This is a genomic window from Chryseobacterium sp. RU37D (genome assembly GCF_900156075.1).
GTDB lineage: Bacteria > Bacteroidota > Bacteroidia > Flavobacteriales > Weeksellaceae > Chryseobacterium.
Window position 1 is genome coordinate 41,173 of sequence record NZ_FTMM01000004.1, and the last position, 12,905, is coordinate 54,077.

17 protein-coding genes are annotated in these 12,905 nt (G+C 36.6%); 1 reads left to right on the plus strand and 16 read right to left on the minus strand.

Going from position 1 to position 12,905, the window contains the following annotated elements:
* Positions 1 to 6: 6 nt before the first annotated feature.
* Positions 7 to 1,299: a phosphopyruvate hydratase gene (gene eno, locus BW926_RS02850; RefSeq protein ID WP_076444011.1), complete on the minus strand. Its 1,293-nt coding sequence runs from the start codon at positions 1,297 to 1,299 to the stop codon at positions 7 to 9.
* A 224-nt stretch (positions 1,300 to 1,523) separates the two neighbouring features.
* Positions 1,524 to 3,392, minus strand: a complete 1,869-nt coding sequence (locus tag BW926_RS02855) for a glycoside hydrolase family 35 protein (protein ID WP_076444013.1) — start codon at positions 3,390 to 3,392, stop codon at positions 1,524 to 1,526.
* Positions 3,393 to 3,458: 66 nt separating this feature from the next.
* Here BW926_RS02855 and BW926_RS02860 point away from each other — a divergent pair, with 66 nt between their 5' ends.
* On the plus strand, positions 3,459 to 3,881 hold the full coding sequence (locus BW926_RS02860) for a hypothetical protein (RefSeq protein WP_076444184.1): 423 nt from the start codon (positions 3,459 to 3,461) through the stop codon (positions 3,879 to 3,881).
* A 55-nt stretch (positions 3,882 to 3,936) separates the two neighbouring features.
* Here BW926_RS02860 and BW926_RS02865 read toward each other — a convergent pair whose 3' ends face one another.
* The 14 genes from BW926_RS02865 to rplF form a co-directional block, all read right to left on the minus strand.
* The gene (locus tag BW926_RS02865) at positions 3,937 to 5,817 is read right to left on the minus strand and encodes a glycoside hydrolase family 35 protein (RefSeq protein WP_076444015.1); all 1,881 of its coding nucleotides are present in this window, start codon (positions 5,815 to 5,817) and stop codon (positions 3,937 to 3,939) included.
* 144 nt (positions 5,818 to 5,961) lie between these two features.
* The gene (gene rplQ / locus BW926_RS02870; RefSeq protein ID WP_076444018.1) at positions 5,962 to 6,489 is read right to left on the minus strand and encodes a 50S ribosomal protein L17; all 528 of its coding nucleotides are present in this window, start codon (positions 6,487 to 6,489) and stop codon (positions 5,962 to 5,964) included.
* A 6-nt stretch (positions 6,490 to 6,495) separates the two neighbouring features.
* Entirely contained in the window at positions 6,496 to 7,491 is a 996-nt protein-coding gene (locus BW926_RS02875) for a DNA-directed RNA polymerase subunit alpha (RefSeq protein ID WP_076444020.1), read from the minus strand.
* A gap of 33 nt (positions 7,492 to 7,524) precedes the next feature.
* Positions 7,525 to 8,133, minus strand: a complete 609-nt coding sequence (rpsD, locus tag BW926_RS02880) for a 30S ribosomal protein S4 (protein ID WP_076444022.1) — start codon at positions 8,131 to 8,133, stop codon at positions 7,525 to 7,527.
* 19 nt (positions 8,134 to 8,152) lie between these two features.
* A complete protein-coding gene (gene rpsK, locus BW926_RS02885) occupies positions 8,153 to 8,542 on the minus strand; it encodes a 30S ribosomal protein S11 (protein ID WP_034694697.1) in 390 nt (129 codons plus the stop codon).
* A 12-nt stretch (positions 8,543 to 8,554) separates the two neighbouring features.
* Positions 8,555 to 8,932: a 30S ribosomal protein S13 gene (gene rpsM / locus BW926_RS02890; protein ID WP_076444023.1), complete on the minus strand. Its 378-nt coding sequence runs from the start codon at positions 8,930 to 8,932 to the stop codon at positions 8,555 to 8,557.
* Positions 8,933 to 8,941: 9 nt separating this feature from the next.
* On the minus strand, positions 8,942 to 9,058 hold the full coding sequence (gene rpmJ, locus BW926_RS02895) for a 50S ribosomal protein L36 (protein WP_007839480.1): 117 nt from the start codon (positions 9,056 to 9,058) through the stop codon (positions 8,942 to 8,944).
* A 110-nt stretch (positions 9,059 to 9,168) separates the two neighbouring features.
* Positions 9,169 to 9,384, minus strand: a complete 216-nt coding sequence (infA, locus tag BW926_RS02900; protein ID WP_029297754.1) for a translation initiation factor IF-1 — start codon at positions 9,382 to 9,384, stop codon at positions 9,169 to 9,171.
* Between the two features lie 3 nt (positions 9,385 to 9,387).
* Complete coding sequence (secY, locus tag BW926_RS02905; RefSeq protein WP_076444025.1) at positions 9,388 to 10,767, minus strand: preprotein translocase subunit SecY; 1,380 nt, start codon at positions 10,765 to 10,767, stop codon at positions 9,388 to 9,390.
* A 9-nt stretch (positions 10,768 to 10,776) separates the two neighbouring features.
* Entirely contained in the window at positions 10,777 to 11,226 is a 450-nt protein-coding gene (gene rplO, locus BW926_RS02910) for a 50S ribosomal protein L15 (protein WP_076444026.1), read from the minus strand.
* A gap of 19 nt (positions 11,227 to 11,245) precedes the next feature.
* Positions 11,246 to 11,422: a 50S ribosomal protein L30 gene (rpmD, locus tag BW926_RS02915; protein ID WP_007839493.1), complete on the minus strand. Its 177-nt coding sequence runs from the start codon at positions 11,420 to 11,422 to the stop codon at positions 11,246 to 11,248.
* A gap of 11 nt (positions 11,423 to 11,433) precedes the next feature.
* Positions 11,434 to 11,955 (minus strand): 30S ribosomal protein S5, encoded by a 522-nt coding sequence (rpsE, locus tag BW926_RS02920; RefSeq protein WP_062162717.1) that lies wholly within the window; start codon positions 11,953 to 11,955, stop codon positions 11,434 to 11,436.
* 19 nt (positions 11,956 to 11,974) lie between these two features.
* A complete protein-coding gene (gene rplR / locus BW926_RS02925) occupies positions 11,975 to 12,328 on the minus strand; it encodes a 50S ribosomal protein L18 (RefSeq protein ID WP_076444028.1) in 354 nt (117 codons plus the stop codon).
* 15 nt (positions 12,329 to 12,343) lie between these two features.
* On the minus strand, positions 12,344 to 12,889 hold the full coding sequence (rplF, locus tag BW926_RS02930) for a 50S ribosomal protein L6 (protein ID WP_076444030.1): 546 nt from the start codon (positions 12,887 to 12,889) through the stop codon (positions 12,344 to 12,346).
* Between the last annotated feature and the right edge of the window lie 16 nt (positions 12,890 to 12,905).

The window sequence follows — 12,905 nt, forward strand, 5'->3', positions numbered from 1 at the left end:
TTTCAATTATCTTTTTACCTTAAATGCTTCTAATCCTGGGAAAATTGCAGTTTCACCAAGTGCTTCCTCAATTCTTAAAAGCTGGTTATATTTTGCCATTCTGTCTGATCTGGACGCCGAACCAGTTTTGATTTGTCCGCAGTTCATTGCCACTGCAAGATCAGCGATGGTAGAATCTTCAGTTTCTCCTGATCTGTGGGACATTACGGAAGTGAATTTGTTGTGCTGAGCCATTTGTACTGCAGCCATTGTTTCAGAAAGAGAACCGATCTGGTTTACTTTTACAAGGATAGAGTTGGCGATACCTTCTTTTACTCCTCTTGACAGTCTTTCAACGTTGGTTACGAATAAATCGTCTCCTACAAGCTGTACTCTGTCTCCAATTTTATCTGTTAACATTTTCCATCCTTCCCAGTCGTTTTCCTGCATACCGTCTTCGATAGAGATGATCGGGTATTTTGCAGCAAGCTCTGCTAAATAAGAAACCTGCTCACTGCTTGAGAATTGCGGTGCATCAGCTGTCTGGAATTTTCTGTAATCATAAACTCCGTCTTTGTAGAATTCTGAAGCGGCACAGTCAAGTGCAAGCATGATATCGTCACCCGGCTTGTAACCTGCTTTTTCAATAGCCTGAAGCAAAGTATCCAAAGCATCTTCCGTCCCTTTGAAAGTCGGAGCAAAACCACCCTCATCACCTACAGCCGTAGAAAGACCTCTTGAGTGAAGGATTGATTTAAGATTATGGAAAATCTCTGTTCCTTTTCTCAAAGCGTGAGAGAAAGAATCTGCTTTTACCGGCATGATCATGAATTCCTGGAACGCGATCGGCGCATCTGAGTGAGATCCCCCGTTGATAACATTCATCATTGGTACAGGAAGTGTGTTTGCATTTACACCACCTACATATTTGTATAAAGGCATCTTTAATTCTGCAGCAGCAGCTTTGGCAGCAGCCAAAGAAACACCAAGAATGGCATTTGCACCAAGATTTCCTTTATTTTTAGTTCCGTCTAAGTCAATCATGATCTGATCGATCAGGTTTTGATCATAAACAGGAAGGCCTACCAATTCCGGGGCAATTACTTCTCTTACATTCTCAACAGCTTTAAGAACACCTTTCCCCATATATTCTGAACCGCCATCGCGCAGCTCTACTGCCTCATGCTCACCTGTAGAAGCTCCGGAAGGGACTGCAGCACGGCCCATCGCACCACTCTCCGTGAATACATCTACTTCAACTGTAGGATTTCCTCTGGAATCTAAAATTTGTCTTGCTTCAATGTAAGAAATGTAACTCATCTTTTATTTTTTATAGTTACTACAAATTTAATTATTTTTTAAATTCTCAAAGCATCGGGAATTCAATTTATATGCTTATTCAGAGTTAAATTTTAGTTAATTTTGATATTATGATAATTCTTGATTTATAAAAATAAAAGTATCGGCTCGAATTCTTTTTTAATCGCACAAAATTCCTTTCAAAAGATCATCAAACTTTTTCATGCTTTATGCTTTAATTATAATTACATTCCGCCTAAACCAACCAATTGCTCCAAAATTGGATGATCAATTGTTTTTATCGTGGTATTTGGATTTAACTGCTCGAAAATCTGGATAACATTTTTACCTTTTTTCAGCCAGACTCCGGGCACATATAATGTCTGTTGTGGCCCAATTTTCCAGTACCGTCCGATATTTTTTCCATTGATAAAAACAATTCCTTTTCCGAAATCCCGGGTGTCTAAAAAAGTATCTCCGGTTTCTGTAAGATTAAACTCCGCTTCCTGAATGACAGGTGAGTTTTGGGGAATATTCTTTAGTTTATAGTCGTAATCAGGGAATCTATCAAAAGGTAAAGTAAACATTTCCCAATTTTCCGAAACTTCATTTTCGTTAATTTTTACGGGGCTGATAATTCCTTTTATATTATGATTAATTTCTGATCCGTAGTTTATTCTCCCCATATTTTCCACCAAAATATCAAGCCGGTCGCCTTTTCTGATTTCAATATCCAGATCATATTTTTTATCAATTCTGTTGAGCTCGCCCATCTTTTTTTCATTAATATAAACTACGGCATAATCACGCAACCCTTTTATTTCTAATGTCCCTTTCTGATTTTGATCAAATTTTCTTCGATAAAGAACATACCCGCTGCCTAAATTTAAATCTTCAAAAGATAAAGGCTGATTATTAACAACAGGTTTCCTTCCTTTTATAACATCAAATAAAGGAGCTGTTTTAGATATTTTAAATTCAGGGATTGTAATGACTTTTATCGGTTGAGGAATTTCGGGAAGCTTATTATTGTTCAATTTTTGAAAAACACTTCTCAAAGCGGTATACTTTGGGGTCGCCCAGCCCGCTTCATTTATCGGCGCATCGTAATCATAGCTTGTAAGGTCCGGCTGAATGTCATGGTCTTTATCGTAATTGGCACCACTTGTAAACGCAAAATTGGTCCCGCCGTGAATCATATAATAATTAAATGAAATATTATTTTTTATATAAATCTCAGATTGTTTTACGACATCTTCCGTTTTTACTTTCACGAAAGGTTCCGCCCAATGATCCAGCCAGCCAGGATAATATTCTGCCACCATATAAGGCCCTTTGCCGTTGTGATATTCGTTTATGCTTTTCTTTAGTACATCAATATCACTCTCCCCATTTGCCGTTGGAAGTGCGCCTTCAATAGATCCTCCTTTAAAAAGGCTGCTCCCGTCAGAAGTGAATAACGGAACGGTAATTCCATGTTTCAAAAGCATATCCTTTATTTTGTGGCTGTACCTTCTGTGTGCTTGCAATGAAATTTCTTTTCGCTGTTCCACATAAGAGCCAAATTCATTCTCTGCCTGAACCATAATAACAGGCCCGCCACGATCAATCTGTAGAGGAACAATCTGTTTTGTTAGCTGGATAATGTATTTTTCGCATTCATCAAGAAACGCTTTATTATCTGTCCGGATTTCTAAATTTCTATTTTTCTGAAGCCACCACGGATACCCGCCAAACTCCCACTCGGCGCACACATATGGCCCTGGGCGTATAATCACATACAGCCCGACCTCCTGAGCAGTCTTAATAAATTTCTTAAGATCTTTCTCCCCGGAAAAATTCCATTGTCCTGGTGACTCTTCATGATAATTCCAGAAAACATATGTGGTGACCGTATTCAGCCCCATGGCTTTCATCATCTGCAGACGGTGCTTCCAATATTCCTTTGGCACTCTCGGATAGTGCATTTCGCCTGAATGGATGGTAAATGGCTTTCCGTGTAAGAGGAAACTGCCGTTTTTTATTTCAAACGCTGATATTTTATTTTGAGAAAACATAACTCCACTCAAAAAAATCAAAAGAATTGTACTGAATTTTCGGAATATTTTTTTCATATTGTATGGCGAATTCATATAAAATTAAAGAATAAAAATCAATCAAAGTATAAAACCGTAAAAATCATGAAAAAAACTGTATTATTGGTGAATGCTGTAGTGACCTTAGCTGTAATTAGCTGTAAAAAATCAACAGAAAGCGGAAATAAAAGCATAATAAAATCTGATGGTTCCGCACCCGTATTGGCTGATAATGGTAAAGTGGACTCTACCATACATTATGAAACTGATGTGAATGGAAAAAAATATATAAAAACAGATTATGTATACAAAGCTACTGATGGAGCTCTGGTAAAAGTGGTTTTTAATTATGACGAAAAAACAATGAGCGTAAGAAGCAACAATAAAACTTTTATCCTGAATAAAGTAGAATCCAAAGGAAATGAAACAACTTACGAGAAAATGGATATGAAGGCCACGGTAAAAGGCGACAGCCTGATTTTGGATCAGGGAAATAACCTGATTCAGCTTGTAAAAACGAAAATCTAACTCGACAATAAAAAATAAATCCTGCCATTTTATTAGATAGCAGGATTTTTTGCAATTATCTGGTTAAATCATTTAAAATTGGTTTATCAAGAGTATTTACAGAACTCTGAACCCGACCGTTCAGCTGATCAAAAATGATGATTTCATTTTTACCCTGTTTCATCCAGACACCCGGAATATATAATGTTTGCTGCGGCCCGACTTTCCAAAATCTGCCCAGATTTTTTCCATTAATAAAAACAAGTCCTTTTCCCCAATTCTGCATATCAATAAAAGTATCACCGGCTTCTTGCAGATCAAATTCTCCCTGATATATTGCCGGCACATCTTTCAGTGTTGGATATTCCTGCTGAGATAAAGGCTTTGCCTTAATATTTGATGAAAACCGGTCTGGAAAAGGAAGCTTTGTCATTTCCCAGATGCCTGTAATATTTTGGTCATTAATTTTTACTGGCGAGATGATTCCTTTTGTATTTTGATTAATTTGAGCATCATAATTAATTCTTCCCCAGTTTTCCACTAAAATCTGTAAATCAGAATTTTTAGGAATATCAACAGGCAAAGTGTAGCTGTTGTAAAATCTGTTCAGCTCGCCGATCTTTCTGCCATTTACATATACAGTTGCAAAATCCCTCAATCCGCTTACGTCCAACTTCCCTTTAATGGCTTCATCAAAATGATGCTGATACAAAACATAACCATACCCCTGATCTAATTCTTCAAATGTAAGAGGTTTTTCTGCCTTTACTTTCTCCTGGGTTTGTGCATAGCTGAAAGCGTTATACAAATTTTTAAATCTGATATTATTTATCCTGATCACCTTTACGGCAGCAGGAACGTCGGGGAGCTTTTCTTTAGTATATTTTGCAAGTACCATACGAAGCGAATCATATTTCGGAGTTCTCCACCCTGCTTCGGAAATAGGAGCATCGTAATCGTACGATGTTAAATCCGGCAAAATGTCATGTTCTTTATTATAATTGGCCCCGGAAGTGAAGCCAAAATTGGTTCCGCCATGAATCATATAATAATTGAAAGAAATCCCTTTGCTCAAAAAATCTTTGGTTAATTTTACAATATCCTCCGTTCTTGTTCTTGGAAAACCTTCGCCCCAATGGGTGAGCCAGCCCGGATAAAATTCAGCGATCATATAGGGACCTTTATTATTGTTATATTGATTCACAACCATTTTCAGTTTGTTAATATCTTTTTCCCCGTTACCTCCCGGTAAAGCATCTTCAACATGGCCACCGCTGAAAAAGTCGGTAACATCGGAAGTATACATCGGCACATCAAAACCAACATCTTTGATCTGCTTGACGATTTTATTTAGATAAGACTGATGTGACTCATCTGAAATATCTTTTCGCTGATAGGCAAAAAGCCCGAATTCATTTTCAGCCTGAACCATAATGATAGGACCTCCTTTTGTAATTTGCAAATCTTTAACCTGATTATATAATTCGGTAAGGTACTTTTTATTAGCGGATAAAAATGGTTCATTATCTTCTCGAATCTTTAATCCTTTAACATTTTGAAGCCACCACGGATATCCTCCAAATTCCCACTCTCCACAAATATATGGCCCAGGTCTCAGAATAACATATAATCCTACCTCTTTAGCGGTTTTGATAAAAGCTTTTAGATCTTTTTGTCCGGACCAGTCCCACTTTCCGGGAGTTTCTTCGTGATAATTCCAAAAAACATAGGAGGCAACCGCATTAAGCCCCATAGCTTTCATCATCATCAAACGATGTTTCCAGTATTCTTTGGGAACTCTTGGATAATGCATTTCTCCAGAACGGATTTCTACGGGCTTCCCGTTTAGTAAGAATTGACCGTCTTTAATTTTAAAACTTGGATTTTGCTGAGCAGCTAGTAAAGAATAAAATAATACAATAAGAGAAAAAAATAATTTTAGTCGTAATTTCATCATCGTAATATTGTTTTTATACTAATTTAAAAAATAAAAACACACAAATAATTCAACAAATAAAAAAAGTGAACAATTACGAAAAATATACATAAACAAAAGAACCGTTCAGAAATCTGAACGGTTCTTTTATGTATCTGAAGAATATTATTCTTCAGTTTTTTCTTCTGTAGAATCAGCAGCTTCAGCAGTTGGCTCAGCAGCTTTTTCTTCTACTACAGGAGCTTCAGCAACTACAGTTTCTACTTTTTTAGCAGTTGTAGATCTTCTACTTCTTCTTGTAGCTTTTTTCTCTTCAGCATTAGGATTGTAAAGCTCGTTAAAGTCTACTAATTCGATAAGAGCAGTATCAGCAGCATCACCTGGTCTGAAACCTGTTTTGATGATTCTTGTATAACCACCGTTTCTCTCTGCGATTTTAGGAGCTACAGTTCTGAACAATTCAGCAACTGCTTCTTTATTTTGAAGATATGAAAAAACAATTCTTCTATTGTGTGTAGTATCTTCTTTTGCTTTTGTTAATAGAGGTTCAACATATACTCTTAAAGCTTTCGCTTTAGCTACAGTAGTGTTGATTCTTTTATGCTCAATTAGAGAACAAGCCATATTAGAAAGCATAGCACTTCTGTGAGAAGCTGTTCTTCCTAAGTGATTGAATTTTTTACCGTGTCTCATTATTAATTATTTATCAGCGTCTAACTTATATTTTGCAACGTCGAAACCGAAGTTAAGACCTTTTGAATGCACTAATTCTTCTAGTTCTGTCAAAGATTTTTTACCAAAATTTCTGAATTTCATCAAATCAGACTTACTGTAAGAAACCAATTCTCCAAGAGTTTCTACTTCAGCAGCTTTCAGACAGTTAAGGGCTCTTACAGAAAGATCCATATCTGCTAATTTAGACTTAAGTAGTTGTCTTGTATGAAGAGTTTCCTCATCATATTGGATAGATGCTTTTACGGCTTCAGTTTCAAGAGTGATTCTCTCATCAGAGAACAACATGAAGTGATAAATTAATATCTTAGAAGCTTCAGTTAAAGCATTTTGAGGGCTGATAGAACCATCAGTCTCTATATCTAATACAAGTTTTTCGTAGTCTGTTTTTTGCTCTACACGATAATTTTCAATGCTATATTGTACTTTCTTAATTGGCGTGAAAATAGAGTCTATCGCAATAGTTCCTACAGGTGCATTGTTTGACTTATTTTGTTCAGAAGGTACATACCCTCTTCCTTTTTCTATATTGAAAGTAATTTCGAAAGTTACATCACTGTTTAGGTTACAGATCACAAGATCCGGGTTCAGCACCTCAAATCCGTTGATAGACTTCCCTAAATCACCAGCAGTAATAACCGTCTGACCCGAAACTTTAGCAACAACCTGCTCATTAGCCTGGTTTTCTGCCGTAGCCTTTAATCTTACCTGCTTAAGGTTAAGAATAATTTCGGTAACATCTTCGATTACTCCTGGAATAGTTGAAAATTCGTGCTCTACACCTTCTATTTTGATAGATGAAATAGCATAACCTTCCAGAGAAGAAAGCAACACTCTTCTCAAAGCATTACCGATTGTAAGCCCGAAACCTGGTTCTAGTGGTCTGAATTCAAATTGACCTCTAAATTCATCAGAGTTAAGTAAAATTACTTTATCGGGTTTTATGAATTGTAAAATTGCCATATTATTGGGTTGAGCAAAAATTTGATTAAAAAATTATTTAGAGTAAAGTTCGACGATAAGCTGTTCCTTAATATCCTCTGGAATTTGGATTCTCTCAGGAGCAGAAACGAAAGTACCTTCTTTCTTCTCATCGTTGAATTGTAACCATTCATAATTTGCCTTAGAAGCTAATGCATTTGCAACCACTTCAAGAGACTTAGATTTTTCTCTTACAGCGATTACGTCACCAGCTTTTAGCAAATAAGATGGAATATTTACAAGCTCACCATTCACTGTAATGTGTCTGTGAGAAACTAACTGTCTAGCAGCAGATCTTGTTTTAGCAAAACCTAATCTGTAAACTACGTTATCCAATCTAGATTCGCAAAGTTGTAATAGAACTTCACCTGTTACACCTTTACTTCTGTGTGCCTTATCAAATAGGTTAGCAAACTGTCTTTCTAAAATACCGTAAGTATATTTAGCCTTTTGTTTTTCAGCTAACTGAACTGCATATTCTGATTTTTTAGCACCTCTTCTCTTGTTAGGACCGTGTTGTCCTGGCGGTTGGTTCTTTCTTTTTTCGAAGTTTTTATCATCTCCGTAGATTGCAGCACCAAACTTTCTAGCAATCTTAGTTTTAGGTCCAATATATCTTGCCATAATGGGTAAATTCTAAAAATTAAACTCTTCTTCTTTTTGGTGGTCTACATCCGTTGTGTGGCATAGGAGTCACGTCAACGATTTCTGAAACTTCAATTCCTGAATTGTGGATAGATCTGATTGCAGATTCTCTACCTGCACCTGGACCTTTCACAAACACCTTCACTCTTCTTAAACCAGCTTCGTGAGCTACAGCAGAGCAATTTTCAGCCGCCATTTGAGCAGCAAATGGAGTATTCTTTTTAGAACCTCTGAATCCCATTTTACCGGCAGAAGCCCAAGAGATAACCTCTCCGTTTTTATTTGTTAAAGAAATGATGATGTTATTGAAAGAAGCTTGAATATGAGCTTCACCAATAGCTTCAACTTTTACTTTTCTTTTTTTAACTACTTTAGTTTGTTTTGCCATAATTCCTAACGATTATTTACTAGCTTTTTTCTTGTTAGCAACAGTTTTTCTCTTCCCTTTACGTGTTCTAGAGTTGTTTTTCGTTCTCTGGCCTCTTAAAGGTAATCCAAGTCTGTGACGTATTCCTCGTTGGCATCCTATGTCCATTAATCTTTTAATGTTCAATTGCACTTCAGATCTTAATTCTCCTTCTACTTTAATGTTTTCAGAGATATACGTTCTGATTGCAGCCAATTCATCGTCATTCCATTCGTTGACTTTCTTGTCTTCGCTGATACCGGCAGCTTTAAGGATTTCTGAAGAAGTACTTCTTCCAATTCCGTAGATGTAAGTTAAACCGATAACACCTCTTTTGTTTTTTGGTAAATCAATACCTGAAATTCTCGCCATAATTTAATTTTAGCCTTGTCTTTGTTTAAATTTTGGGTTCTTTTTGTTGATTACGAATAGTACACCTTTTCTGCGTACGATTTTGCAATCAGCACTTCTTTTTTTAATTGATGCTCTTACTTTCATTTGAAAATATTTATTTTTTTAACTGTCAAATGTAATCTTTCGATTTCATTTTAATAGTATTTATTTTTTAACAATAGCCAAATGGAACGGGTGCTCCATTTGGCATTGTTTTAATATCTAAATGTAATTCTCCCTTTCGATAGATCGTAAGGGGACATTTCTAATTTCACCTTATCACCAGGTAATAACTTAATATAGTGCATACGCATTTTACCGGAAATGTGAGCAATAAGAACATGCCCATTTTCTAGTTCTACGCGGAACTGAGCGTTCGAAAGAGCTTCCGTGATAACGCCGTCTTGTTCAATATGTTTTTGTTTTGCCATAAATTAATATCCAGTCGTTCTTGATAATTTAGACTGCATTAAGCCATCATAATGATGGTTCAGCAGATAAGTATTAATCTGTTGAACAGTATCTAAAATTACTCCAACCATAATCAATAATGATGTTCCACCGAAAAATAGGGCGAACGCATCTGTCTGAACAAAGCTTCCGTGTACAATTGCCGGAAGGACTGCAAAGATAGACAAAAATATTGCACCTGGCAAGGTAATTTTTGATAAAATATCATCTAAATAATCAGCGGTCTCTTTTCCTGGTCTTACCTTTGGTACTAAACCTCCGTTTCTCTTCAAATCATCAGCCATTTGGTTTACCGGAATTGTGATCGCAGTATAGAAGAATGAGAAAATAATAATTAGCAATGCGAACAATACATTGTACTGCCAGCTAAAAACATTCTTGAAACCTGCAAGAAAAGTATTAGATTCATCTACTTTCGTTAATAAACCTGGTACGAACATCAGTGCCTGAGCAAAGATGATCGGCATTACACCGGCAGCATTAACTTTTAGTGGAATCCACTGTCTTGCCCCTTGCATTAGATTTCTGTTTACACCTCCTCTTGCTTGAGCTCTGCTTACATACTGAATTGGAATTTTTCTAACAGCAACTGATAGAATTACTGCTAAAAGAACAACCAACATCCAGAACAATACTTCAATAAGGATCATGATAGACCCCATTCCTCCTTTTCCGTTCTGCACGGCCATTTCCTGTACGAATGCTTCTGGTAATCTTGAAAGGATTCCCACCATAATAAGGATAGAGATACCGTTTCCGATACCTTTGTCGGTAATCTTCTCACCCAACCACATTGCGAATACTGAACCAGCAACCAAGATTACAATACTTGGCAACCAGAACATGATAGAATTAGGCTCTACATAGTATGCAGAAGAGAATTGAGCATATGGTAAGAATAATTGAGTAATAGAAGTTAAATAAGAAGGTGCTTGTACTAAACAAACTCCGATAGTTAACCATCTTGTAATTTGGTTCAATGTATTTCTACCTGACTCTCCATCTTTCTGAAGTTTCTGAAGATAAGGAATAGCCATTCCCATCAACTGAACGATAATAGAAGCAGAAATATAAGGCATGATTCCTAACGCCATCACAGAAGCGTGGCTGAATGCCCCCCCTGTAAATGACGAAAGCAAGCCAAGAAGACCTGCTCCTTGCTTGTTTCCGCCTTGACTTTTATAATGCTCTAAGAGATCTCCTACTTCAGCGAGATTAATCGCCGGAAGAGAGATATAAGATGCGAATCTATACACAAGGATAATACCTAAAGTGAAGAGAATTTTATCTCTAAGTTCTTTAAGACTCCAAATATTTTTAAGTGTTTGTATAAATTCTTTCATTAGTAATTATTATAAGGTAATTGCTTTTCCACCTGCTTTAGAGATTAACTCTTCTGCAGATTTAGTGAATTTGTCAGCTGAGATAGAAACCGCAGATTTCAATTCTCCTCTACCCATAATTTTCACTAATTCGTTTTTAGTAATTAGACCGTTTTCAATCATAACTTCTCTTGTAATATCTCCAGTGATAGATTTATTTTCAATTAAAGTTTGGATTGTATCAAGGTTAATTCCTCTAAACTCTTTTCTGTTTACGTTTTTGAATCCGAATTTCGGTAATCTTCTTTGTAAGGGCATTTGACCTCCTTCAAAACCGATTTTCTGAGAATATCCGGCTCTTGATTTCTGTCCTTTATGACCTTTTGTAGAAGTACCGCCTTTTCCACTACCCTGTCCTCTACCAATTCTTTTTGAATTGAAAGTAGATCCTGCAGCTGGCTTTATGTTGTTTAAATTCATTTTAAAATTATTTTAAAAATTATTTTTGAACTTCAAGTAAGTGACTAACTGCAGCTATCATTCCTAAGATAGAAGGAGTAGCTTCGTGTTCTACAACTTGGTGAAGTTTCTTAAATCCTAATGCTTCAAGCGTTCTCTTTTGGGTTTTTGTTCTTCCAATAGCGCTTCTTACTTGCTTTACTTTGATTGTTGCCATTGTTTTATATTTTAACCGTTAAACACTTTAGTTAGAGAAACTCCTCTCATTCTAGCGATTTCTTCAGGTCTTCTGATATCCAATAACGCTTTGAAAGTAGCTTTCACCACGTTGTGAGGGTTAGAAGATCCTTTAGATTTTGAAAGGATATCGTGGATACCGGCAGACTCAAGTACCGCTCTTACCGCACCTCCGGCGATAAGCCCTGTACCATGAGAAGCGGGTCTTAAGAAGATATCTGCACCTCCGTATCTAGCAGTAGTTTGGTGAGGAATAGTGTGGTTCATTACAGGAACTTTTACAAGGTTTTTCTTAGCGTCTTCAACTGCTTTAGCAATTGCAGAAGCAACCTCTTTAGATTTTCCTAATCCGTAACCGATAACTCCATCTTCGTTACCTACAACTACGATAGCAGAGAATCCGAAAGCTCTACCTCCTTTAGTTACTTTTGTTACTCTGTTAACAGCTACGAGACGATCTTTAAGTTCTAATCCTCCCGGTTTTACTCTTTCTATATTATCTAGTCCTAACATATTTCCGAAATTTTAATGATTAGAATTTAAGTCCACCTTCTCTCGCACCATCAGCTAGGGCTTTAATTCTCCCGTGATATACGAATCCGTTTCTATCAAATACAATATTTTCGATTCCTGCAGCTTTCGCTTTAGCAGCAATAGCTTTACCTACAGCAGCAGAAACTTCAGTTTTAGTACCGTTAGCCTCAACACCTTTCTCTCTAGAAGAAGCAGAAGCTAAAGTTTTTCCACTGTTATCGTCGATTAACTGAGCGTAAATTTCCTTATTACTTTTGTATACAGATAATCTTGGCAATTCAGAAGATCCAGAGATTTTTCCTCTTACTCTTCTTTTTATTCTTATTCTTTTTTCTAATTTACTTAATGCCATAATACTTATAATTTATTAAGCAGATTTACCAGCTTTACGTCTAACAATTTCTCCTACGAATCTTACCCCTTTTCCTTTGTATGGTTCAGGCTTTCTGAAAGAACGGATCTTTGCAGCTACCATCCCTAGAAGTTGGTTGTCGTGAGACGTTAAAGTAATAATTGGGTTTTTACCTTTTTCAGTCAATGTATCAACTTTTACTTCGTTTGGAAGTTCTAGTACAATACCGTGAGAGAATCCTAAAGCCAACTCAAGTTTTTGACCTGCGTGTGAAGCTCTGTATCCTACCCCTACTAATTCAAGTTTCTTCTCGAAACCAGTATTTACACCAACAATCATGTTGTTGATTAACGCTCTGTATAAACCGTGAAGCGCTTTGTGTTGTTTAGCATCAGATGGTCTGTTTACATTCAGTTCACCATCTTTCTGTTCTATAGTAATTCCTGCTGTAAGCTCCTGAGAAAGTTCTCCTTTAGGACCTTTTACAGTTACTACACCGTTGTTTTCAGTGATTGTAACTCCTGCTGGAATTGTTATAATTGCTTTACCAATTCTTGACATTTTCCTGTGATTAAAA